Below are 24,772 nucleotides of genomic sequence, written 5' to 3'. Positions count from 1 at the left end.
CGGGTGGCTTTTTTTATGGGCGCAATATGGCTACAGAAAAAGTGTTGAAGGGCCGCAAGGGCGGCAGTTCCAGTTCCCGAACCCCTACCGAACAGCCTGATGATCTGCAATCTGTAGCGAAGGCCAAAATCCTCGTTGCGCTTGGGGAAGGGGAGTTTGCAGGGCAGCTAACCGGCAAAGATATCTACCTGGACGGAACGGCGTTGGAGAATGCCGACGGTTCCCAAAACTTTAGCGGCGTGACGTGGGAGTTTCGCGCGGGAACGCAGGCGCAAAAATATATTCAGGGTATTCCCGGTACCGAAAACGAAATCAGCGTAGGAACTGAGGTATCAAGCGCTACAGCATGGACGCGCACCTTTACCAATACGCAGCTTTCAGCAGTTCGCCTGCGTCTGAAATGGCCCTCGCTTTTCAAACAGGAAGACGACGGCGATCTGGTGGGTTACTCGGTCAATTATGCGATTGACCTGCAGACGGACGGCGGCACATGGCAGACGGTACTTAATACCAGCGTGACCGGCAAAACGACGTCTGGTTATGAGCGCAGCCACCGTATCGATTTACCGCAGGCTGGCAGCACCTGGACAATACGTCTGCGTAAGATTACCTCTGATGCCAACAGCGCGAAGATCGGCGACACGATGACGCTGCAGAGCTTCACCGAGGTGATTGACGCCAAACTACGTTACCCGAACACCGCGCTGCTCTACATCGAATTCGACTCAAGCCAGTTCAACGGCTCTATTCCTCAAATTTCATGCGAACCGCGCGGTCGCGTTATCCGCGTTCCAGATACATACGACCCTGAAACTCGCACTTATAGCGGTACATGGACCGGTGCGTTTAAGTGGGCATGGACGGATAACCCTGCGTGGATTTTTTACGACCTGGTTGTTTCTGACCGTTTCGGCCTCGGGCACCGTTTGAGCGCTGCGAATATTGATAAATGGACGCTTTATCAGGTTGCTCAGTATTGTGATCAGATGGTACCAGACGGCAAAGGGGGCAACGGTACCGAACCACGTTATACCTGCAACGTGTACATTCAGGACCGGAACGACGCCTACACAGTCCTGCGTGATTTTGCCGCTATCTTCCGTGGCATGACCTACTGGGGCGGGGATCAGATTGTGGCCCTGGCTGACATGCCGCGCGATGTTGATTACAGCTACACGCGCGCTAACGTTGTTGGCGGTCGCTTCACATATTCGAGCAGCACCACTAAAAGCCGCTACACCACAGCGCTGGTTTCATGGTCAGACCCGGGTAACGCTTATGCCGACGCGATGGAGCCGGTTTTTGAGCAGGCGCTGGTGGCGCGATACGGCTTCAATCAGCTGGAAATGACAGCCATCGGCTGCACCAGGCAGTCAGAAGCGAACCGAAAGGGGCGCTGGGGTATCCTCACCAACAACAAGGATCGCGTTGTTTCGTTTGATGTCGGGCTGGACGGAAACATTCCGCAGCCGGGGTACATCATAGCCGTGGCAGACGAGCTGCTTTCCGGAAAGGTTATGGGCGGCCGCATCAGCGCCGTTAACGGTCGGGTTATCAAACTTGACCGCGTGGCAGATGCAGCAGCAGGTGATCGCCTTATTCTCAACTTACCATCCGGAGTGTCGCAGAGCAGGACCATTCAGGCCGTAAACGGGGAATCAGTCACAGTCACCACGGCATACAGTGAGACGCCACAGGTCGAAGCTGTTTGGGTGGTTGAATCTGACGAGCTCTACGCGCAGCAGTATCGTGTTGTCAGCGTTTCCGAAAAGGATGATGGCACTTTCTCGATTACTGGCGCATGGCACGACCCGGATAAATATGCCCGCATCGATACCGGAGCCATCATCGATCAGCGGCCGGTGAGTGTGATCCCTCCGGGTAACCAGTCGCCGCCTGCTAACATCGTGATCAGCTCGTTTTCCGTGGTGCAGCAAAATATCAGCGTCGAAACGATGCGCGTGAGCTGGGACCAAGCCCAGAACGCTATCGCCTATGAAGCGCAATGGCGCCGCAACGACGGGAACTGGGTTAACGTGCCGCGCAGCTCCACCACGTCGTTCGACGTCCCGGGGATTTATGCCGGGCGCTACCTGGTGCGCGTGCGCGCAATCAATGCCGCAGAAATTTCATCCGGATGGGGCTATTCAGATGAGAAAACGCTGACGGGTAAAGTGGGCAATCCACCGAAGCCGGTTGGCTTCATCGCTTCTGAAAACGTGGTATTCGGTATCGAGCTGAATTGGGGATTCCCGGCGAATACCGACGACACGCTGAAGACGGAAATTCAGTACAGCCTCACCGGGACCGAAGACGATGCGATTCTGCTGGCCGATGTGCCTTACCCGCAGCGCAAATATCAGCAGATGGGCCTTAAGGCTGGGCAGATTTTCTGGTACCGCGCGCAGCTGGTGGACCGCAGCGGCAATGAATCAGGTTACACAGAATGGGTGCGGGGACAGGCCAGCATCGATGTTTCCGACATCACAGACGTGATCCTGGAGGAGATTAAAGACTCTGATACCTTCAAAGATCTGATCGAGAACGCGGTGGACAGCAATGAAAAAATAGCTGGCATGGCTGACGACATCAAGCAGAACGCCGACAACCTTGAGCTGCAGGCGCAGGAAATCGCAAAAAATGCGCAGGACATCGGGCAGGTTCAGACCAGCGTTAATGAACTTTCCAGCACTGTTGGTGACGTGTCGTCATCTCTATCGGAGCTTGAGCAGACCGTGGCGACGGCTGATACCGCATTGGGCCAGCGAATAGACAGCATCAGTGTTTCTATGGACGGCATGACAGGAGGAGTGAAAAACTCGGCTATCGCCATAATCCAAAACGGACTGGCGCAGGTGACTTCCCGCCGTTCTCAAACCGCCACGAATGCCGGGAATAGCGCCAGTATAGACAGAGTGGATACTACGATTGCCGATGCCAGCCAGGCGGTCGCACGCGCGCTGGTCACACTGGATGCAGAAGCTGGTGGCAATATCTCTAACTCAACGGACCTGACAGAAACTCTTGCTGATTTCACCCAGGCTTCGGCAACAAAAATCAACACTCTGACTGTTAAATCAGGCGAAAACAGCGCAGCGATAAACGTCAACGCACAGGCTATTGCAGATGTAAACGGTAACCTAAGTGCGATGTACAACATCAAGGTGGGCGTAACCAGTAACGGGCAGTATTACGCTGCCGGTATGGGTATTGGCGTTCAAAATACACCCTCCGGCATGCAGTCGCAGGTTATCTTCCTGGCTGACCGTTTTGCCGTCACTACTCAGGCAGGCGGTACAGTTACGCTGCCTTTTGTGATCCAGAACGGGCAGACCTTTATCAATCAGGCATTCATCGGTAATGGGTGGATTCAGAACGCGATGATCGGCGATTACATCCAGTCCACGACATGGGACGGAACCGGGAACGTCGGCTGGCACATCAACAAATCTGGTTATGCCGTTTTCAATAATGTGACGGTTCGTGGCGGGGTTTACGCTCAAAATGGGCAGTTTGGATTTACCAACTCAACAGGAGGAGTCACGATCAATAACAACGGTGTAACTGTCAATTTGTCGAACGGTGGGCGTATTGTTCTGGGGGAATTTTGATGGCCAGGGGGCTTTATATTGATTTGAATGACGGGCGTCCGGCAATGACCATCACTGCCGGAATGAAATGTCCTTCTTATGGTGGGGAGGCTGTGGAGGCATGGGGCCAGCAGACCATGACTGTTCAGGGCTATGTTGCCGGAGCGACTCCTTTTTTCATTCCATCAAACTCGGTTGTGAATGTGACTCGCTCTCCGAATCTTATAACAACGATTATGGTTCTCGATGGGATAACCAATAACGGCAACGGAACCCTGACTCAAAGTGTCTGGTCATCAGATGGCTGGGGGAAAGATAAAACATTTCCCGGCACAGTCTGGCAGATTTTACCCGCAGGGCAGAGTGGAAACCGTGGATTGCTCATTGAGGATTCGACAGACTTTATTGCGATCACTGATGTCAGCCGCGTTGCTTCCTGTGTTTATAGTGGAACGGTCAATGTAAATGGTACTTACGCACTTCCGGCCAAAGGGCTCGTTTTTGCCCGCTGGAATGACAGCGCAGCTACGCTTGAATGTGATGGTAATAATATTTACTCCCGGCAGGATTATACGGGCTATGACGATATTGCCCGTTCTGTGAATGTCGATATTGCGATTTTTGCGGTTCAGGCTCCTGTACCTGGGAGAGGATTAAATTTCATCAACGCTGCTGGTCAGTGCACTTTTTCTACCACCCGCCGTCCATTTATATTTCGCAATCAGTTTTATTCACCGGGTAATAGCTGGGTCGATATTGGCAACAGCATGATTGCGCTTGGTTCCTATGGTTTCAACTCTTCAGTTGCCAGCGGGTGGTGCAACATGCGTTCTAAGGGGCTGGTTATGAGCGGGAACTCGGTAAAAGGTGGAAATGGCCGTGTCCGTTCCCGATGGACCGACAAGTATTCTGTGACCGGCGAGAGATATACCGGAATGAGTATTCCCATCATCCCCGCTATGTACTGATACAACCCCACTAACAAGCCCCGCCATGGCGGGGTTTTTTATTGCCTGGAGAAAATATGCTTTATAACACTGGCACCATCGCCATTAACGGAAATACCGCCACCGGGACCGGGACAAACTGGACAGCACCCGTCAGCCAGGTTCGCGCTGGCCAGACGATTATCGTGATGTCTAACCCGGTGCAACTGTTTCAGATTTCATCCGTGAACAGCGCCACGTCAATGACGGTTACGCCTGCCGCTTCCCCGGCGCTGAGTGGCCAGAAGTATGGAATTCTTGTGTCGGACATTATCTCAGTTGATGGCCTGGCACAGGCGATGTCACAGCTCATCAAAGATTATGACGAGAACATTGGTGCGTGGGAGACGTTCGCCACCACCTCAGCCAATCAGAGCATCACCGTAACCATCAACGGCGCCTCCGTAACCATCCCTGGCATCGGTAAGCTGGCACAGAAAGGTAGCAACGGTGCGCTTGCTGTCGCAGACGGCGGAACCGCCGCAACAAATGCCGCAGACGCTCGCACAAACCTCGGTTTGGGAAGCTCTGCAACAAAAAACACAGGAACAACGAGCGACAATGTCATGCAGCCCGGCATGTTTGGGCTTGGTCGTCCGGATGGGGCATTAATATTCAACACAACGAGCCAGGATGATCTTCTTGCTGGATTGACAGGATATGGGCTTACAGTTCTTCGAAATAATGCACAGATACCAGAGCCATGGAATATATGGAACTATTCACCGACAATATTTGCCCGGACAGGCGATACGTATAGCCTTTTTTCAATGCCTTTTCAGTCATCTGGCAAAGTTCGTATTTTTGGTGGTGCATCAGCAACTGGATGGAATCACAGCAGGATATTATACGATGATAAAAACACAGTCGTGGATAGCAATGGCTTTATAAAGCAGGCATCCCCGGTCGTCAAAATCTTCACTGATGGTAAGTATGAAACTAACGACGAATCAGAAGGCGTCACGGTGACTCGTCTGGATGTCGGGCAATATCTTATTGAAGGCTGTAAAGCACTCAATTCAGACGCTGCCTGGGGCGGTATCGACGGAGGATTTGAAATCCCCACAGACAGGAATAAGCAACCACTTATATGGCTGGATTATGAGGTTAGCGCGGATGGTTCTGTGCTGGTGAAAACCTATCACCGCGAACATTCTTCTGCGCCAGCATTTGCCAGGAATGAGCGTGATGGATTGGCAGATGGCGAGCCGGTTGACATCCCGGCTCACCAGTTCGTCAGCGTTCGTGTAGAAATGCCAGTTGACAGCATCTGGAATCAGAAACAAACGGAAGAGGCTTTAAAGCAGGAGCAGGGCTCGTAAAAAAAACCGCCGCCCATTTTGTGTAAGAATGAGCGGCGGTTGATTGCTCAGTGTTCATGCCCGAGCAAACGCTGTGAATATTACCCGAATAAGTTTTATAGGCCAACCTGGCGAACAGTAGGGAATTCTGAAACCAACCACATATCGGATTCTTCGAACATTTCCTCCAGCATGCGGTTCAGTTTTTCCCGATCGCTTTTGCTGGCATCGCTATTCAGGCCGTTCGCCTGCATAGGCTTCACTTTCACTTCGGCGGCAGGGAAAATCTGGTGAACTCGCTTCGTCAGCTCGGCCAGAATGATCTCTCTGGCCCCTTCGAGCCCCTCAACATTACGCTTGTCATAAATCAGTTCTACGAACATACGTGCTCCGCTAACCACTGTTTTAATATACAGTATTTTTGCTTTGGCAGTTTTGTCTGTCAAGGCATCAACCATTTGTTTTTAAATTTTGGGAAATTTACTGCGGGTGAGCATGCTGCCTTTTTGGCGTGTAGGGCCGATGCTGCCTGAGGTTGGCTAAAATTATCTGTGGGGCATGGATGGGGCAAAAGTGGTCTGTGAAGTTCGTTAAAGTTCGTTAATCAACCTTTATCTCGATCTCTCTCATCCCTTGTTTAAAGCGCTCCTGGACGATCTTTATCGATTTTAAAAACTATGAGTTCATATTATACAAATGTAGCGAAAAAGGTGTTTAAGCCTGAAAAGATGAACATTCTGCATAGCGCGTTTTACGCAACAGGAATATATTGAAACGTTACTCGACAAACGATGCATAAGGTTTTCTATGACACAACAGCCACAAGCCAAATACCGCCACGACTACCGTGCGCCGGAATACCTGATTAGCGATATCGACCTGACTTTTGACCTGGATGCCACAAAAACCGTTGTGACGGCGGTAAGCCAGGTGACGCGCCACAGCGCGACTGCCGTACCGCTGCGTCTGGATGGCGAAGACCTGACGCTGGTCTCCCTGCACATTAACGATGAAGCCTGGTCAGATTATAAAGAAGAAGGCAACCAGCTGGTCATCGACAACCTGCCGGAACGCTTTACGCTGCGCATCGTGAATGAAATCAGCCCTGCCGCCAACACGGCGCTGGAAGGGCTTTACCAGTCAGGCGTGGCGCTCTGTACCCAGTGTGAAGCCGAAGGTTTCCGCCACATTACCTGGTACCTGGACCGCCCGGACGTGCTGGCGCGCTTTACCACCAAAATCATTGCCGATAAAACCCTCTATCCGTTCCTGCTCTCCAACGGTAACCGCGTGGGTGAGGGCGATCTGGAAAATGGCCGTCACTGGGTGCAGTGGCAGGATCCGTTCCCGAAACCGTGCTACCTGTTTGCGCTGGTGGCGGGTGATTTCGACGTGCTGCGCGATACCTTCAAAACCCGCTCTGGCCGCGAAGTGGCGCTGGAGCTGTTCGTTGACCGCGGCAACCTTGATCGCGCGCCGTGGGCGATGACTTCACTCATTAACTCCATGAAGTGGGATGAAGAGCGTTTCGGCCTTGAATACGATCTCGACATCTATATGATCGTCGCCGTCGACTTCTTCAACATGGGCGCGATGGAGAATAAAGGCCTTAACATCTTTAACTCCAAGTACGTGCTGGCGCGTACCGATACCGCTACCGATAAAGACTACCTCGATATCGAACGCGTTATCGGCCACGAGTATTTCCATAACTGGACCGGTAACCGCGTCACCTGCCGCGACTGGTTCCAGCTGAGCCTGAAAGAGGGGCTAACCGTCTTCCGCGATCAGGAGTTCAGCTCCGATCTGGGCTCGCGGGCGGTCAACCGCATCAACAACGTGCGCACCATGCGCGGCCTGCAGTTTGCGGAAGATGCCAGCCCAATGGCGCACCCGATCCGTCCGGATAAAGTCATTGAGATGAATAACTTTTACACCCTGACGGTGTACGAGAAGGGCGCTGAAATTATCCGCATGATCCACACCCTGCTGGGTGAAGAGAATTTCCAGAAAGGGATGCAGCTTTACTTCGAACGTCACGACGGCAGCGCGGCTACCTGCGACGACTTCGTGCAGGCGATGGAAGACGCGTCCAACGTTGATCTTTCTCACTTCCGCCGCTGGTACAGCCAGGCCGGGACCCCGATTGTCACCGTTAAGGACGACTACAACCCGGAAACCGAGCAGTACACTCTGACCATCAGCCAGCGCACGCCGCCAACTGCCGAGCAGGAAGAAAAATATCCGCTGCACATTCCGTTCAGCATTGAGCTGTACGACAACGAAGGCAACGTCATCCCGCTGCAGAAGGGCGGCCACCCGGTGCACCACGTGCTGAACGTGACCCAGGCAGAGCAGACCTTTATCTTCGATAACGTCTACTTCCAGCCGGTGCCTGCGCTGCTGTGCGAGTTCTCCGCGCCGGTGAAGCTGGAGTACAAGTGGAGCGACCAGCAGCTGACGTTCCTGATGCGTCACGCCCGCAACGATTTCTCCCGCTGGGACGCGGCGCAGAGCCTGCTGGCAACCTACATCAAGCTTAACGTGAACCGCTACCAGCAGGGCCAGCCGCTGACGCTGCCGGTGCATGTGGCAGACGCGTTCCGCGCTATCCTGCTGGACGAGAAGATTGACCCGGCGCTGGCGGCTGAAATTCTGACGCTGCCGTCCGCGACTGAAATTGCGGAGCTGTTCGACATCATCGACCCGATTGCCATCGTGGCGGTGCGCGAAGCGCTGACCCGCACGCTGGCGACCGAACTGGCGGATGAATTCCTGGCGCTCTACAACGCTAACAAGCTTGACGCGTATCGCGTGGAGCATGCGGATATCGGCAAGCGTACCCTGCGCAATACCTGCCTGCGCTATCTTGCGTTTGGTGAGGCCGAACTGGCGAACACGCTGGTGAGCAAGCAGTATCACGAAGCGGATAACATGACTGATGCGCTCGCGGCCCTGGCAGCAAGCGTTGCCGCTGAACTGCCGTGCCGCGATGCGCTGATGCAGGAGTATGACGACAAGTGGCACCAGGATGGCCTGGTGATGGACAAGTGGTTTATTCTGCAGGCGACCAGCCCGGCGGCCGATGCGCTTAGTAAGGTTCGCAGCCTGCTGAAGCACCGTTCGTTCACCATGAGCAACCCGAACCGCGTTCGCTCGCTGATTGGCGCATTTGCCAGCAGTAACCCGGCCGCGTTCCACGCCGAAGACGGCAGCGGATACCAGTTTATGGTGGAAATGCTGACCGAGCTGAACAGCCGTAACCCGCAGGTTGCATCACGTCTGATTGAGCCGCTGATCCGCCTGAAACGCTATGATGCGCAGCGCCAGGCGAAGATGCGCGCCGCGCTTGAGCAGCTGAAAGGGCTGGAAAATCTGTCTGGCGATCTGTACGAGAAGATTGCTAAGGCGCTGGCCTGATGTAAAAAGCCCGGTGGCGCTACGCTTACCGGGCCTACGTGGGGGCGCGGGGCATCGGTTTTCTCCCTCTCCCTGTGGGAGAGGGCCGGGGTGAGGGCATCAGGCATTGGCCTTTATCCGCTGAATCTCCGCTTCCCCACGTTTCATCACCCGATCCAGCACTTCGGCTTCCAGCTCCGCCAGTCTGGCCGATCCCACGCGGCGAGGACGCGGGATGTCCACCGTCAGATCCAGACCAATTTTACCTTCTTCTATTAACAGCACCCTGTCTGCCATCGCCACGGCTTCGCTCACGTCATGCGTCACCAGCAGTACCGTAAAGCCGTGCGCCTGCCAGAGGGATTCAATCAGATCCTGCATTTCTATCCGCGTCAGGGCATCAAGAGCGCCGAGCGGCTCATCAAGCAGCAGCAGGCCGGGACGGTGAATCAACGCTCGCGCCAGCGCCACGCGCTGCTTCTGGCCGCCCGACAGCGCCGCAGGCCATTCACCTGCACGGTTTTCCAGCCCGACGGCGGCCAGCGCCTGACGGGCTTCATCCCGCCAGTTGCCTTTGAGCCCCAGCCCGACGTTATCAATCACCGTTTTCCACGGCAGCAGGCGCGCATCCTGAAACATCATGCGCGTATCGTCCTGAATATTGGCCAGCGGCGTGGTTCCTGCCAGAATCTCTCCTCCGTTGGGGGCCTCCAGCCCGGCTAAAAGACGCAGGAGCGTGCTTTTTCCGCCGCCGCTGCGCCCGACTACAGCCACAAACTGGCCGGCGGGAATGTGCAGATCCAGCCCGTTAAGGATGGTGTTTTCACCGTAGCGTTTGGTTACGCCGTTCAGCAGCAGCGGCGTGCCCTGATTTAGTCGTGCGGTATTCATGCTTTCGCCTCCTGAAGGGTATAGGCCGGGTTCCAGCGCAGCCAGCTGCGCTCCAGCCACTGTGCGCTGACGTCGGCGAGTTTGCCGAGCAGTGCATACAGAATGATGGCGACCACCACCACGTCCGTTTGCAGGAATTCGCGGGCGTTCATCGCCAGGTAGCCAATACCGGAGTTGGCTGAGATAGTCTCCGCTACAATCAGCGTCAGCCACATCAGGCCGAGCGCAAAGCGCACCCCGACCATAATGGAGGGCAGGGCGCCCGGCAGAATCACGTGAGCAAAGAGGGAAAAACCCGATAAGCCGTAGCTGCGCGCCATCTCCACCAGACCGCGATCGATATTGCGGATGCCGTGCCAGGTGTTGATGTATATCGGGAACAGCGTGCCCAGCGCCACGAGAAAGATTTTGGCGCTCTCATCGATCCCAAACCACAAAATGACCAGCGGGATCAGCGCCAGATGCGGCACGTTGCGCAGCATCTGGATGGAGGTATCCAGCAGCCTTTCCCCCCAGCGTGAAAGGCCGCTGATCAGACCCAGCACCAGACCGATGCTGCCGCCGATGGAAAACCCAATCACCGCGCGCCAGGAGCTGATCGCCAGATGTTGCCACAGCTCTCCGCTGACGCTCAGCGACCAGAACGCTTCGATAACGCCCTCTGGAGAGGGCAAAATGCGGCTCGACAGCCAGCCGGTGGTCGACGCGAGCTGCCAGAGCGCCACGATGCCGACGGGCAAAAACCACGGGGCGGCGCGCAGCAGCCATTTTTGTGAGGTGGCAGACATGGTCACTCCTTAGCTCTGTGCGGCTTTGCGCGGAATAAACTCGTTTGCCACGGCTTCGCCTTGCAGCTGGAGCCGCTGCGGCTGCGGAATTTCCGGAACGGCGACGTCCAGATGCGGGAATAACAGCTCGCCCACCCTGTAGGCCTCTTCCAGGTGCGGATAGCCGGAGAGAATAAAGCTGTCGATGCCCAGGTCAGCGTATTCATTAATACGTGCAGCCACGGTTGGCCCGTCGCCGACCAGCGCCGTGCCCGCGCCGCCGCGTACCAGACCCACGCCCGCCCACAGGTTCGGGCTGATTTCCAGATTCTCGCGCTTGCCGTTGTGCAGAGAGGCCATGCGGTGCTGCCCGACGGAGTCGGTTTTGGCAAACGCAGCCTGCGCCTTCGCAATGGTCTCATCGTCCAGATGGGAGATCAGACGGTCTGCCGCCTGCCAGGCTTCTTCATTGGTTTCGCGCACAATCACGTGCAGGCGAATCCCGAAGCGCACCTTGCGGCCATGGGCGGCGGCTTTGGCGCGGACCTGGGCAATTTTCTCTTTCACCAGCTCGGGCGGCTCGCCCCAGGTCAGATAGAGATCGACCTGCTCGGCGGCCAGATCCTGGGCCACATCCGACGATCCGCCAAAATAGAGCGGAGGGCGCGGCTGCTGCACCGGCGGGAAGTAGAGCTTCGCGTCGCGAACGTGAATATGCTTACCTTCAAAGGTGACGGTTTCGCCTTCCAGCAGGCGTCGCCAGACGCGGGTAAATTCCGCGGAGGCCTCATAGCGCTCGGTATGGTCGAGGAACACGCCGTCACCCGCCAGTTCCTGCGGATCGCTGCCCGTCACCAGGTTAAACAGAGCGCGGCCGTTGGAGAGCCTGTCAAGCGTTGCTGCCTGACGCGCCGCCACGGTGGGTGAAACGACGCTCGGACGCAATGCAACCAGGAATTTAAGGCGCTGGGTGACCGGGATCATCGACGCGGCCACCAGCCAGGCATCCTCGCACGAGCGTCCGGTCGGGATCAGCACGCCGGTAAAACCGATTCGGTCCGCCGCCTGGGCAATCTGCTGAAGATAGCCATGGTCAACCGGGCGCGAGCCCTCTTCTGTACCAAGATAGTGTCCATCACCGTGGGTGGGTAAAAACCAGAAAAGATTCAGACTCATGATTTAGCTCCTTCTTTGCCAGCGGGCTGCCAGATGCGTTCGCGAATATCGACCTGTTTTGGTACCAGGCGGTTTTGATAGAAGAGGTCAGCAGTCTGTTGCTGAAGCGCGGCGACGTGCGCGTCGACAGGCGCAATGGTGGTGGGCGGACGGTGGCTGAGGTAGCTCGCGATCACCGGCTCAGGTAAGCCCATGGTTTTTGCCAGCAGGGCGATGCTCGCCTGACGCTGGCTCTGGGTCAGGGCATCTGCCTGCGTAAAGGTATCCAGTACGCCCTGAATAAACGCGCCGTTTTTTTCGGCGTAAGGGCGTGAGGCGAGGTAGAACGAACCGGTTTGCTTCAGCGTGGTACCGTCTTTCAGCACCCGTACGCCACCCTGCAGTAATGCCGCAGAGTAGTACGGATCCCAGATAGCCCAGGCATCAACGTTCTTCTGCTGGAACGCGGCGCGCGCGTCGGCGGGCGTCAGGTAAACGGGCTGAATGTCGGTGAACTTGAGCCCGGCTTCCTGTAAGGCGCGCAGCAGCAGGTTGTGCGAGCTGGAACCTTTCTGGAAAGCGACCTTACGCCCTTTAAGGTCGGAGACGCTTTTAATGTCACTGTTTTCAGGTACCAGGATGACTTCGGCTTTCGGCTTAGCGGGTTCTACACCGACGTATACCAGGTCTGCCCCGGCAGCCTGAGCGAAAATAGGCGGGATGTCGCCCGTACTGCCCAGATCGATACTGCCGACGTTCAGGGCTTCAAGCATCTGCGGCCCTGCCGGGAACTCCACCCATGAGAATTTGGTGTCCGGGAAGCGTTTTTCCAGCAGCTGGTGGCTTTTTGCCAGCACCATACTGACGCTGCCTTTTTGGTAGCCAATCCGTAAACTGTCCGGTGCGGTTTCTGCGGCATGTGCCAGCGCGGTAAACGCCATCAGGCCAGCCAGTCCGAGGCGGGTTAAGGTTTTAAACATGTGCGACTCCCTGCGGCGGATTAAAAGAAGGAACCTGGATATCCCGGCGATGCAGCGCGTGCCAGAAAGTTTCCAGCGAGGCATCAAGGCGCGTTTGCAGATTCGGCGTGAAGTGCGGCTTATGCTGGTAGTCAATGACCTGCGAATCATCCGCGAAAACGCCGTGAAGGATCTCCTGCGCCTTCAGGGCGTTTAGCACCGGCTTCAGGGCGTAATCCACCGCCAGTAAATGGGCCACCGTGCCGCCCGTTGCCAGCGGCAGAACCACTTTGCCGTCCAGTGCGCGCTCGGGGAGAAGATCGAGCAGCGTTTTCAGCGCGCCCGAAAAAGAGGCTTTATAAATCGGGGTCGCAACGATGAGGCCGTCCGCTTCCTTGAGCTGCTCAGTGAGGGTTTTCAGCGCGGGGCTGTCGAAGCGGGCATACAGCAAATCTTCAGGTTCGAAGTTATGCAGATTCCAGTGGCACACTTCCACGTCCAGGGCATTGAGCTTGTCGCGGGCATATTCCAGCAGGGCGCTGGAACGCGAAGGGAATCGTGGACTTCCGGCCAGGGTAATGACGCGCATACTTCCTCCTTATAACTAATTGTTTGCTTTTGTCTAACATTCATAACAATTTTCAGGAGTGTGACACCGCGCGGTTATTCCACTAAATGATTTATCCGCAATTAAACTGCGAAAAACTGCATAAGAAAGAGAGTGGGAGGTAAACGATTGCGTTTTACGCCGATTTTTTTGCCGCAGGTCAATTCCCTTTCGTGACGGGATCGCCCATAATCCCCTCCCGGTTTGCACACCGGGAATCCAGGAGAGTTCATGTACTACCCCTTCGTTCGTAAAGCCCTTTTCCAGCTCGACCCCGAGCGCGCTCATGAATTTACATTCCAGCAATTACGTCGTATTACAGGAACGCCGCTGGCGGCCCTGGTGCGTCAAAACGTGCCGGAAAAGCCTGTGCAGTGCATGGGGCTGACCTTTAAAAATCCGCTGGGTCTGGCGGCCGGTCTGGACAAAAATGGCGAGTGCATTGATGCCCTGGGCGCGATGGGCTTTGGCTCCATCGAAATTGGTACCGTCACGCCGCGCCCGCAGCCGGGAAATGACAAGCCGCGCCTGTTCCGCCTGGTCGAAGCCGAAGGGTTGATCAACCGCATGGGCTTTAATAACCTCGGCGTTGATCATCTGGTAGAGAACGTGAAGAAAGCCCATTTTGATGGGGTGTTAGGCATCAATATTGGCAAAAATAAAGATACGCCGGTTGAGCAGGGTAAAGATGACTATCTGATTTGTATGGAAAAAGTCTACGCCTATGCCGGGTATATCGCGGTGAATATTTCCTCACCCAATACCCCGGGGCTGCGCTCCTTACAATATGGCGAAGCGCTGGACGATCTTCTGAGTGCCATTAAAAATAAACAAAATGAACTCCAGGCAATCCACCATAAATATGTTCCGGTCGCGGTGAAGATCGCGCCGGATCTTTCTGTCGAAGAATTGATCCAGGTTGCCGACAGTTTGGTTCGCCATAATATTGACGGGGTGATTGCAACGAATACCACGCTCGATCGTTCGCTCGTTCAGGGAATGAAAAACTGTGACGAAGCGGGTGGGTTAAGTGGCCGTCCGGTACAATTAAAAAGCACCGAAATTATTCGCGCGCTGTCTGCGGAATTAAAAGGCCGTTTACCGATTATTGGCGTCGGCGGTATCGACTCGGTGATTGCTGCGCGCGAGAAGATGGCGGCCGGTGCGTCACTGGTGCAAATCTATTCCGGCTTTATTTTTAAAGGCCCGCCTTTGATTAAAGAAATCGTTACGCATATCTGATCTTTTTTCTTAATCAGACAACCAGGGCTTTATTTCCAGCCCTGGTTGTTTTATATTCCGTCACTGTTGCTTATTTAGACATTATCGTCTTTTATTACTAGTGTTATAAACGAAGCGGCGAACAGGACATTTTTAGTACAGGACGTTTGGGGACGGGAGAGACACATGCGAATTAAACCTGACGATAACTGGCGCTGGTATTTTTGCGACGAGCATGACCGTATGATGCTCGATTTAGCCAATGGCATGTTGTTTCGTTCTCGTTTTGCCCGCCGAATGTTAACCCCGGACGCGTTTTCTCCATCGGGCTTTTGCGTTGACGATGCGGCGCTTTATTTCTCCTTTGAAGAAAAATGCCGCGACCTGATGCTCTCTAAAGAGCAGCGTGCCGAACTGGTATTAAATGCGCTGGTGGCTATCCGTTTCCTGAAACCGCAAATGCCGAAAAGCTGGCATTTCCTGCCTCACGGCATGGACTGGACGCCAGCAACGGGCGATGCGGCCAGCGTTAACCTGAGCGATACCGCCGAAGAGGTGAGTTTGTTAGTGGTTGAGCCGGGCGAAAATGCCGCACTCTGTCTGCTGGCGCAGCCCGGCGTGACGATTGCCGGGCGCGTAATGCAGTTAGGTGATGCGATCAAAGTCATGAATGACAGGTTGAAGCCACAGCTGCGCGTCGATGCCTTCAGCCTCGAACAAGCGGTTTAAGCTTCCAGTTGTACCGACGTTTTCGGTACGCAGCTACAGCACAGGATTGTGCCGTCATTTCCAATTGCAGATTTTTTCAGCGCACTCACTTCTCCCTCCAGCAGCTTGATGCGGCAGCATCCGCAAATTCCCGCGCGGCAGGAATACGGTACGCGAATACCGGCTTGCTCCAGCTGCTCCAGTAAAACCTGCTGATTGTTGCCACGAATAACCTTGCCCTGCCAGTGAATATCTACCGCAGTGGCGACATTCGTCTCAACCTCGACCATTTCTTCTTCCTGGCCTGAGCCGTACACTCGCGCCGGCCCGCGGGCGAGAATTTCAACCTCATCGCCTACGCGGATTGCGCCGCTGGAGCGCGGGATCAGGTTCTGGCCGAAATCGACATCGCCGTTGTCCTGCGCGGTACGGAACGATTGCAGCGTTTTCAGCGGCTCGCCAGAAGGATGCTTCTGGCCTTTCTCAGGGCTTACCGTGGTGAAAATGCAGCGGCTGCAGGGTTTGACGACATCAAAGATGACGCTGCCGATGCGGATGACTTTCCAGGTATCTTCATCCCAGGCGTCCGCTCCGGTCACGACCAGATTCGGGCGGAACTGTTCCATCTGTACGCTGGCTTTACAGCGATTCTGTAAATCACGTAGAGACGCTTCGTTGGTGAGCAGGAACGGGAAGCCATCCGCGAAGGAGAGGGGAACGGCGTCGTGGCGCTTTACGCGACGCGTCAGTTCCGGCCCAACCCACCGCAGCTGCACGTCGCGGGAGAAGAAGCCGCTCAGCCAGCGGTTAATTTCATCCGGGGCGATGCGCGCGGTGAAATGGTTGCCCCATACTTCCGTTGGCGCGTCGACAGCCGCAAAATCCGCAAAGCGAATCACCGCGCTGGAACCGTCCGGTGCGGTCAGATGCAAACCGTCGTGAAGCGGGGAAGGGGTAAAGCGAACCATCTGAGGGAACTGGCGTGCGGTGATAAACGTACCGTCAGGCTCGGTGACCATAAAAATACGATCGAAGGCGAACCCGCTCATGTCTGCCAGCGCGTGAGTGACGCCGATGCCGCGCATGGATTTCACCGGATGAATAAAAAGCCTGGATAACGTCGCCACTGCACACTCCCTCGAATGAAAATAAGCCTTCAACTTTATGACATACACGCCATATTAGCTATAATGCGCGACAATTTTCTAAGAGTAAAAGTGACGATATGAATTCTCTGTTTGCCAGTACGGCCCGTGGGCTGGAAGAGCTGTTAAAAACTGAACTGGAAGCCCTGGGCGCGCAAGAGTGCCAGGTGGTTCAGGGTGGTGTCCATTTTGAGGGCGACACGCGGCTTATTTACCAGAGCCTGATGTGGAGCCGTCTGGCGTCGCGCATCATGCTGCCGATGAAAGAATGCAAGGTCTATAGCGACCTGGATCTCTACACCGGCGTACAGATGATCGACTGGACAGAGATCTTCACGCCTAACGCCACCTTCGCGGTGCATTTCAACGGCGTGAACGACGAGATCCGCAACAGCCAGTACGGCGCCCTGCGCGTAAAAGACGCCATTGTGGACTGCTTCACGCGTAAAAATAAGGAACGTCCGAACGTCGATCGCGAAAACCCGGACCTGCGTATCAACGTCTGGCTGAACGGCGACACGGCGAGCATCTCCCTCGATCTGAGCGGCGCGGGTCTGCACCTGCGCGGCTACCGCGATCGCACCGGTATGGCGCCGATCAAAGAAACCCTGGCCGCCGCCACCGTGATGCGCTCCGGCTGGCAGCCGGGCACGCCGCTGCTTGACCCAATGTGTGGCTCCGGTACGCTGCTGATTGAGGCCGCAATGCTGGCAACCGACCGTGCGCCGGGGCTGCACCGCGGCCACTGGGGCTTCAAAGGCTGGGCGCAGCACGACGAAGCGCTCTGGAAAGAGGTTAAAGACGACGCGCAGACCCGCGCGCGTAAGGGCCTGGCGGAGTATACCTCTCACTTCTACGGTTCGGATAGCGACCCGCGCGTAATTGAACGCGCGCGCAGCAACGCCCGTCGCGCCGGTATCGGCGAGCTGGTCACCTTCGAGGTGAAAGACGTGGCGAACCTGACCAACCCGCTGCCGAAGGGCCCGTACGGGACCGTAATCAGCAACCCGCCATACGGCGAGCGTCTGGACAGCGAGCCTGCGCTGATTGCCCTGCACAGCCTGCTGGGCCGCAATATGAAGGACTACTTCGGCGGCTGGAACCTGTCTCTGTTCAGCGCCTCGCCGGAGCTGCTGAGCTGCCTGCAGCTGCGTGCCGATCGCCAGTTTAAAGCGAAGAACGGCCCGCTGGACTGCGTGCAGAAAAACTACCATCTGGCAGAGAAAACGGCGGACAGCAAGCCAACCGGCGTGGCAGAGGATTACGCCAACCGCCTGCGCAAAAACCTGAAGAAATTTGAAAAATGGGCGAAGCAGGAAGGGATCGAGTGCTATCGCCTGTACGATGCCGACCTGCCGGAGTACAACGTGGCGGTTGACCGCTATGCGGACTGGGTGGTGATTCAGGAATATGCTCCGCCGAAAACCATCGATGCGCAAAAAGCGCGCCAGCGCATGCTGGACGTCATTGCGGCCACCATTGCCGTGCTGGGGATTGCGCCGAACAAGCTGGTGCTGAAAACCCGCGAGCGTCAGAAAGGTAAAAACCAGTACCAGAAGATGGGCGAGAAGGGTGACTTTATCGAAGTGGGCGAATACAACGCGCGCCTGTGGGTCAACCTGACCGACTACCTTGATACCGGCCTGTTCCTCGACCACCGCATCGCCCGCCGCATGCTCGGCCAGATGAGCAAGGGCAAGGACTTCCTGAATCTCTTCTCCTACACCGGGAGCGCCAGCGTGCATGCCGGTCTCGGCGGCGCGCGCAGCACTACCACGGTGGATATGTCCCGCACTTATCTCGAGTGGGCCGAGCGTAACCTGCGTCTGAACGGCTTAACCGGGCGTCAGCATCGCCTGATGCAGGCCGACGTGCTGGGCTGGCTGCGCGATACCGACGAGCAGTTCGACCTGATCTTTATCGATCCGCCGACCTTCTCTAACTCCAAGCGCATGGAGGATAGCTTTGACGTTCAACGCGATCACCTGCGCCTGATGACCGACCTGAAGCGCCTGCTGCGCAAAGGCGGCACCATTATGTTCTCGAATAACAAACGCGGCTTCCGTATGGATCATGACGGCCTGGCAGCCCTGGGACTGAAAGCACAAGAAATCAGTCAAAAAACGCTGTCTCAGGACTTCGCCCGTAACCGTCAAATTCATAACTGCTGGTTGATTACCGCGGTCTGAAAGGAAAAATAAATGTCATTAATTAGTATGCACGGCGCGTGGCTCTCTTTCAGCGACTCACCGCTTCTCGATAATGCGGAACTGCATATCGAAGATAACGAGCGCGTCTGTCTGGTGGGCCGTAACGGCGCGGGTAAATCCACGCTGATGAAAATCCTCAACCGCGAGCAGGGGCTGGATGACGGGCGCATCGTATACGAGCAGGATCTGATCGTCTCCCGCCTCCAGCAGGATCCGCCGCGTCATGTGACCGGCAGCGTGTACGATTTCGTGGCGGAAGGCATCTCCGAGCAGGCGGAGTACCTGAAGCGCTATCACGAGATTTCGCATCTGGTGATGACCGACCCGAGCGACAAGAATCTCAACGAACTGGCGAAAGTGCAGGAGATGCTCGATCACCACGGTTTGTGGCAGCTGGAAAACCGCATTAACGAGGTGCTGGCGCAGCTCGGGCTGGAACCCGACATGGAGCTGTCGGCGCTCTCCGGCGGCTGGCTGCGTAAAGCGGCGCTGGGGCGCGCGCTGGTCAGCGGCCCTAAGGTACTGCTGCTGGACGAACCAACCAACCACCTGGATATCGAAGCAATTGACTGGCTGGAAGGTTTCCTGAAAACCTTCAGCGGCACCATCATCTTTATCTCGCACGACCGTTCGTTTATTCGCAATATGGCGACGCGCATTGTCGACCTCGACCGCGGCAAGCTGGTCACCTATCCCGGCGATTACGACACCTATCTGCTGGAGAAAGAAGAAAACCTGCGCGTGGAAGAGCTGCAGAACGCCGAGTTCGACCGCAAGCTGGCGCAGGAGGAGGTCTGGATCCGCCAGGGCATCAAAGCCCGCCGTACCCGTAACGAAGGCCGCGTGCGTGCCCTGAAGGCGATGCGTCGCGAGCGCAGCGAGCGCCGCGAAGTCATGGGCAGCGCCAAAATGCAGGTGGAAGAGGCGTCCCGCTCCGGCAAGATTGTCTTCGAAATGGAAAACGTTAACTACCAGGTTGACGGCAAGGTGCTGGTGAAAGATTTCTCTGCGCAGGTTCAGCGCGGGGACAAAATTGCGCTCATCGGCCCGAACGGCTGCGGCAAAACCACGCTGCTGAAGCTGATGCTGGGCCAGCTGCAGGCCGACAGCGGTCGCATACACTGTGGCACCAAGCTGGAAGTGGCCTACTTCGACCAGCACCGCGCGGAGCTGGATCCGGACCGCACGGTGATGGACAACCTCGCCGAAGGTAAACAGGAAGTGATGGTAAACGGCAAGCCGCGTCACGTGCTGGGCTACCTGCAGGACTTCCTGTTCCACCCAAAACGCGCCATGACACCGGTGCGCGCGCTGTCCGGCGGGGAGCGTAACCGTCTTCTGCTGGCCCGTCTGTTCCTGAAGCCAAGTAATCTGTTGATCCTCGATGAACCGACGAACGATTTGGATGTCGAAACGCTGGAATTACTCGAAGAGCTGATCGATGGGTATCAGGGAACCGTGATGCTGGTTAGCCACGATCGTCAGTTCGTGGATAACACCGTGACCGAGTGCTGGATCTTCGAAGGTGAAGGGCGAATCGGCCAGTACGTGGGCGGTTATCACGACGCAAAAGGGCAGCAGTCGCAGTCTCTGGCGCAGAAACAGTCGAAGTCCAGAACAAGTTCTGAACCTGCTGTAACAAAAGCAGAAACTGTCAAGAAAACCTCGGCTAAACTAAGCTATAACCTGCAGCGCGAACTGGAGGGGCTACCTCAGCGTCTTGAAGAGCTGGAGGGCGCGCTTGAGGAGCTGCAAGCGCAGGTTGCGGATGCGTCATTCTTTACCCAATCGCATGACTATACTCAGAAAGTACTGGCTGAAATGTCCGCGGCTGAAAAAGCCCTGGAAGAAGCATTTGAGCGCTGGGAGTACCTTGAGTCTCTGAAAAACGGCGCATAACAGGGATTAAATATGTGTGACCAGCACCATGCCGACAGGCATATATTATGCTCGCAATGCGATATGCTCGTGGCGTTGCCAGAGCTTGGTCACGGACATAAAGCCCAGTGTCCACGCTGTGGCGCGACGTTGACAACCGAGTGGGACGCGCCGCGGCAGCGTCCCACCGCTTACGCGCTGGCAGCACTGTTCATGCTGCTGCTCTCCAATCTCTTCCCCTTCGTCTATATGAAGGTAGGCGGGATGACAAGCCAGGTGGATCTGCTTGAAATCCCGGGCGTGATGTTCTCGGAAGATTACGCCAGCCTCGGCACCTTTTTTCTGCTCTTCGTCCAGATAGTCCCGGCGTTTTGCCTGGTCATCATCCTGCTGCTGGTTAACCGCGTCAGGATGCCGTCACCGCTGAAAATCCGGCTCGCGCGCATCCTTTTTCAGCTCAAAAGCTGGGGGATGGCCGAGATCTTTCTCGCAGGGATACTGGTCAGTTTCGTGAAGCTGATGGCGTACGGCGACGTGGGGATAGGCAGCAGCTTTATTCCCTGGTGTCTGTACTGTGTCCTGCAGCTGCGTGCTTTCCAGTGCGTGGACAGGCGCTGGGCCTGGGACGATATCGCCCCGGCTCCGACGCTCGCGCAGACGGTGAAGGTCGGCGTGCCGGGTATCCGCCAGGGGCTCCGTTCTTGTCCGTGCTGTACCGCCGTGCTGCCCGCCGATCTTGAGGTTTGTCCGCGCTGCGAAACGAAGGGCCATGTTCGCCGTAAAAATAGCCTGCAGTGGACGATGGCGCTGCTGGTCACGTCCGTCATGCTGTATCTGCCCGCTAATATTCTGCCGATTATGATCACCGATTTGCTCGGCGATAAAATGCCCTCGACGATCCTCGCCGGGGTCATACTGCTGTGGAGCGAAGGATCCTATCCTGTCGCCGGCGTGATTTTCATCGCCAGTATCATGGTGCCCACTTTAAAAATGATCGCCATTGCCTGGCTCTGTTGGGATGCAAAAGGCCACGGAAAACGCGACAGCGAACGCATGCATCTGATTTACGAAGTGGTCGAATTTGTCGGTCGATGGTCAATGATCGACGTGTTTGTGATTGCCGTTCTCTCTGCGCTGGTGCGGATGGGCGGTTTGATGAGTATTTATCCCGCGATGGGGGCTTTAATGTTTGCACTGGTGGTGATTATGACCATGTTTGCGGCCATGACCTTCGACCCTCGTTTATCGTGGGATCGTGAGCCTGAATCAAGCCATGAGGAAGAGTAAGAGCATGGAAAATAAGAGTGGAGAGGCGAAAGTGCAGAAGGTCAAAAACTGGTCGCCGGTGTGGATTTTCCCCATCGTGACCGCGCTGATCGGTGCATGGATCCTGTTTTATCACTACAGCCATCAGGGACCGGAAGTGACGCTGATTACCACCAATGCCGAAGGAATTGAGGGCGGTAAAACGACCATCAAAAGCCGCAGCGTGGATGTGGGCGTGGTGGAAAGCGCAACCCTGACTGACGATTTAACCCATGTGGAGATTAAGGCGCGTCTTAATGCCGGCATGGAAAAACTCCTGCACGGCGATTCTGTTTTCTGGGTGGTTAAACCGCAGGTGGGACGTGAAGGGATCAGCGGCTTAGGAACGCTGCTCTCAGGTGCCTACATCGAACTGCAGCCGGGTGCAAAAGGCAGCCAGCCGGCGCAGTACCAGCTTCTGGATTCACCGCCGCTAGCACCGCCTGATGCAAAAGGTATCCGCGTGATCCTCGACAGTAAAAAAGCGGGCCAGCTCACGGCGGGCGACCCGGTACTTTTCCGCGGCTATCGCGTGGGTTCGGTGGAGAAAAGCACCTTCGATCCTCAGAAAAGATCCATCAGCTATCAGCTGTTCATCAATGCGCCTAACGATCGTCTGGTTACCAGCAACGTCCGCTTCTGGAAAGACAGCGGCATCGCGGTGGATCTGACCTCGGCGGGCATGCGTGTAGAAATGGGCTCGCTGACAACACTGTTTGGCGGCGGCGTGAGTTTTGACGTACCCGAAGGTCTGGACCTGGGGCAGCCGGTTGCGGAGAACACCGCTTTCCGCCTGTTCGACGATCAAAAAAGCATTCAGGATGCACTCTATACCGATCACATCGACTACCTGATGTTCTTTAAGGACTCTGTTCGTGGCCTGCAGCCTGGGGCGCCCGTTGAGTTCCGCGGTATTCGTCTGGGGACGGTGGGACAAGTGCCTTACTTTGTTCCAGGCCTTAAGCAGATGCTTGATGATGATTATCGTATTCCGGTGCTGATCCGCATTGAGCCTGAGCGCCTGATCAACCAGATTGGTGAGAATCAGGATATCGGCGAGCACATCACCGACCTGATGAATCGCGGTCTGCGCGGCTCGTTGAAAACCGGGAACCTGGTGACCGGCGCACTGTATGTCGATATGGACTTCTATCCAAAAGCGCCGCCGATTACCGGTATGCGTGAATTTGGTGGTTACAAGATCATCCCAACGGTAAGCAGCGGTCTGGCCCAGATCCAGCAGCGTCTCATGGAAACGCTGGATAAAATTAACAATCTGCCTCTGAACCCAATGATTGAGGCGGCGACAGGTTCGTTACATCAAAGCCAGGCGACAATGCAGCGCCTGCAGACCACGCTGGATAACATCAACAAGATCACTGCAAACCAGAGTATGCAGCAGCTGCCGCAGGATATGCAGAAAACGCTGCGCGAGCTGAACCGCAGTATGCAGGGCTTCCAGCCTGGCTCGGCGGCGTACAACAAGATGGTGGCAGATATGCAGCGTCTCGATCAGGTCTTGCGTGAACTGCAGCCGGTTCTGAAAACGCTCAACGAGAAGAGCAACGCGCTGGTGTTCGAAGCGAAAGATAAAAAGGATCCTGAGCCGAAGAGGGCGAAACAATGAAAAAATGGCTAGCGATTGCAGGAGCGATGGTACTCACGGCCTGTAGCTCCGGGAGCGAAACGAAAAGCTACTACCAGCTGCCTCTGGTGACGCAGGCGGTTACGCAAAGTTCCGCCTCGCAGGGCAACCGTCTGCTGTGGGTTGAGCAGGTCGCCGTGCCGGATTACCTGGCCGGCAACGGGGTGGTCTATCAGACCAGCGATGTACAGTACGTTATCGCCAACAACAACCTGTGGGCCAGCCCGCTGGACCAGCAGTTACGCAATACGCTGGTGGCGAATCTGGGCAGCCAGCTTCCGGGCTGGGTTGTTGCCTCCCAGCCTTTGGGAAGCGATCAGGACACGCTGAACGTCACGGTAACGGGCTTCCACGGCCGTTATGACGGTGCCGTTGTCATCAGCGGCGAGTGGCTGTTGAATCATCAGGGACAGCTGATTAAGCGTCCTTTCCATCTGGAGCTGAAGCAGCAGAAGGATGGCTATGATGAAATGGTGAAAGTGCTGGCTCAGGGTTGGGCGCAGGAGTCAGCCAGTATCGCCAGGGAAATTTCCCGACTGCCATAAGAAAAATTCATCGTCAAAAACCGCAATCGGCCTGGGGCTGATTGCGGTTTTTTTTTCGTTTTTGCGTCAGGTTGTTACTTGTGCCGGGTCACATTTTTTGTACAAATGATCTTCTGGCTAGCTCACAAATATGACACCCGTATGAATTTTGAACATTGACGCTGGGACTAATTCGGGGTATTCGTTATCTGTGCCTGCGCATCTGGCGCGGACACTGTTTTCTTTCCACCAGACAAAAGAATGAGGGAAACGAGGCATGAAGAGACAGAAACGAGATCGCCTGGAACGGGCTCATCAACGTGGTTATCAGGCCGGCATCGCTGGACGTTCGAAAGAAATGTGTCCTTATCAGACGATAAATCAAAGGTCACAATGGCTTGGAGGCTGGCGAGAAGCCATCGGCGACAGGGCACTTATAGCCTGATAACGTCTCTTTAAAAAAAGAAACCTCCGCACTGCG

At 55.8% G+C, this 24,772-nt stretch carries 19 protein-coding genes; 12 read left to right on the top strand and 7 right to left on the bottom strand.

Features of this window, described 5'->3' with window-relative positions; genetic code table 11:
- Positions 1–26 precede the first annotated feature (26 nt).
- Genes ACMWL8_RS17980 through ACMWL8_RS17970 form a run of 3 tightly spaced genes read left to right on the top strand, consistent with a single transcriptional unit; the run spans position 27 to position 5,898 of the window.
- The gene (locus tag ACMWL8_RS17980; RefSeq protein ID WP_045261717.1) at positions 27–3,611 is read left to right on the top strand and encodes a host specificity protein J; all 3,585 of its coding nucleotides are present in this window, start codon (positions 27–29) and stop codon (positions 3,609–3,611) included.
- Positions 3,611–4,558, top strand: a complete 948-nt coding sequence (locus tag ACMWL8_RS17975) for a DUF6453 family protein (RefSeq protein WP_045261716.1) — start codon at positions 3,611–3,613, stop codon at positions 4,556–4,558. The genes ACMWL8_RS17980 and ACMWL8_RS17975 overlap by 1 nt, the downstream gene beginning before the upstream one ends.
- 56 nt (positions 4,559–4,614) lie before the next feature.
- Complete coding sequence (locus ACMWL8_RS17970) at positions 4,615–5,898, top strand: hypothetical protein (RefSeq protein ID WP_045261715.1); 1,284 nt, start codon at positions 4,615–4,617, stop codon at positions 5,896–5,898.
- 95 nt (positions 5,899–5,993) lie between these two features.
- Here the strand turns inward: ACMWL8_RS17970 and ACMWL8_RS17965 are convergent, their stop codons facing one another.
- Entirely contained in the window at positions 5,994–6,260 is a 267-nt protein-coding gene (locus ACMWL8_RS17965) for a DinI family protein (RefSeq protein WP_045261714.1), read from the bottom strand.
- A 424-nt stretch (positions 6,261–6,684) separates the two neighbouring features.
- Here ACMWL8_RS17965 and pepN point away from each other — a divergent pair, with 424 nt between their 5' ends.
- Entirely contained in the window at positions 6,685–9,297 is a 2,613-nt protein-coding gene (gene pepN / locus ACMWL8_RS17960; protein ID WP_045261713.1) for an aminopeptidase N, read from the top strand.
- 99 nt (positions 9,298–9,396) lie between these two features.
- On the opposite strand, the gene ssuB is transcribed toward pepN, so the two are convergent.
- From ssuB to ssuE, 5 genes are read right to left on the bottom strand one after another with little or no spacing between them, the layout of a single operon-like run.
- Entirely contained in the window at positions 9,397–10,167 is a 771-nt protein-coding gene (ssuB, locus tag ACMWL8_RS17955; protein WP_045261712.1) for an aliphatic sulfonates ABC transporter ATP-binding protein, read from the bottom strand.
- Positions 10,164–10,955: an aliphatic sulfonate ABC transporter permease SsuC gene (gene ssuC, locus ACMWL8_RS17950; protein ID WP_028012588.1), complete on the bottom strand. Its 792-nt coding sequence runs from the start codon at positions 10,953–10,955 to the stop codon at positions 10,164–10,166. The genes ssuB and ssuC overlap by 4 nt, the downstream gene beginning before the upstream one ends.
- Before the next feature lie 9 nt (positions 10,956–10,964).
- Positions 10,965–12,110, bottom strand: coding sequence for an FMNH2-dependent alkanesulfonate monooxygenase (ssuD, locus tag ACMWL8_RS17945; protein WP_028012589.1), 1,146 nt, complete (start codon positions 12,108–12,110; stop codon positions 10,965–10,967).
- Entirely contained in the window at positions 12,107–13,069 is a 963-nt protein-coding gene (locus ACMWL8_RS17940; protein ID WP_028012590.1) for a sulfonate ABC transporter substrate-binding protein, read from the bottom strand. The genes ssuD and ACMWL8_RS17940 overlap by 4 nt, the downstream gene beginning before the upstream one ends.
- Positions 13,062–13,637, bottom strand: a complete 576-nt coding sequence (ssuE, locus tag ACMWL8_RS17935) for an NADPH-dependent FMN reductase (RefSeq protein ID WP_028012591.1) — start codon at positions 13,635–13,637, stop codon at positions 13,062–13,064. The genes ACMWL8_RS17940 and ssuE overlap by 8 nt, the downstream gene beginning before the upstream one ends.
- A 249-nt stretch (positions 13,638–13,886) precedes the next feature.
- On the opposite strand from ssuE, the gene pyrD reads away from it, so the two are divergent.
- Together pyrD and zapC are read left to right on the top strand one after the other, a co-directional pair.
- Positions 13,887–14,897, top strand: a complete 1,011-nt coding sequence (pyrD, locus tag ACMWL8_RS17930; protein WP_045261711.1) for a quinone-dependent dihydroorotate dehydrogenase — start codon at positions 13,887–13,889, stop codon at positions 14,895–14,897.
- A gap of 165 nt (positions 14,898–15,062) precedes the next feature.
- Positions 15,063–15,605 carry a cell division protein ZapC gene (gene zapC / locus ACMWL8_RS17925; protein WP_028012593.1) on the top strand — a complete coding sequence of 181 codons (543 nt, stop codon included), beginning with the start codon at positions 15,063–15,065 and terminating at the stop codon, positions 15,603–15,605.
- Here zapC and ACMWL8_RS17920 read toward each other — a convergent pair.
- Positions 15,602–16,711, bottom strand: coding sequence for a YcbX family protein (locus tag ACMWL8_RS17920; RefSeq protein WP_045261710.1), 1,110 nt, complete (start codon positions 16,709–16,711; stop codon positions 15,602–15,604). The two genes, zapC and ACMWL8_RS17920, sit on opposite strands and share 4 nt — an antisense overlap.
- Before the next feature lie 98 nt (positions 16,712–16,809).
- Here ACMWL8_RS17920 and rlmKL point away from each other — a divergent pair, with 98 nt between their 5' ends.
- From rlmKL to rmf, 6 genes are all read left to right on the top strand, one after another.
- Complete coding sequence (rlmKL, locus tag ACMWL8_RS17915; RefSeq protein WP_045261709.1) at positions 16,810–18,918, top strand: bifunctional 23S rRNA (guanine(2069)-N(7))-methyltransferase RlmK/23S rRNA (guanine(2445)-N(2))-methyltransferase RlmL; 2,109 nt, start codon at positions 16,810–16,812, stop codon at positions 18,916–18,918.
- 12 nt (positions 18,919–18,930) lie between these two features.
- Positions 18,931–20,838: an ABC transporter ATP-binding protein gene (locus ACMWL8_RS17910; protein ID WP_045261708.1), complete on the top strand. Its 1,908-nt coding sequence runs from the start codon at positions 18,931–18,933 to the stop codon at positions 20,836–20,838.
- 12 nt (positions 20,839–20,850) lie between these two features.
- Complete coding sequence (gene pqiA / locus ACMWL8_RS17905; RefSeq protein WP_045261707.1) at positions 20,851–22,104, top strand: membrane integrity-associated transporter subunit PqiA; 1,254 nt, start codon at positions 20,851–20,853, stop codon at positions 22,102–22,104.
- A 4-nt stretch (positions 22,105–22,108) separates the two neighbouring features.
- On the top strand, positions 22,109–23,749 hold the full coding sequence (pqiB, locus tag ACMWL8_RS17900; RefSeq protein WP_028012598.1) for an intermembrane transport protein PqiB: 1,641 nt from the start codon (positions 22,109–22,111) through the stop codon (positions 23,747–23,749).
- Positions 23,746–24,312: a membrane integrity-associated transporter subunit PqiC gene (pqiC, locus tag ACMWL8_RS17895; RefSeq protein ID WP_028012599.1), complete on the top strand. Its 567-nt coding sequence runs from the start codon at positions 23,746–23,748 to the stop codon at positions 24,310–24,312. Before pqiB ends, pqiC begins: the two co-directional genes overlap by 4 nt.
- 256 nt (positions 24,313–24,568) lie before the next feature.
- Positions 24,569–24,736, top strand: coding sequence for a ribosome modulation factor (gene rmf / locus ACMWL8_RS17890; RefSeq protein WP_013097261.1), 168 nt, complete (start codon positions 24,569–24,571; stop codon positions 24,734–24,736).
- The last annotated feature ends 36 nt before the right edge of the window (positions 24,737–24,772 follow it).

It is taken from the genome of Enterobacter sp. 04-C-12-SI-ECC, from assembly GCF_047530715.1.
GTDB classification, from domain to species: Bacteria; Pseudomonadota; Gammaproteobacteria; order Enterobacterales; family Enterobacteriaceae; genus Enterobacter; species Enterobacter bugandensis.
Note: the sequence above shows the minus strand (reverse complement) of the source record. Positions and strands in the feature narration are given on the sequence as shown.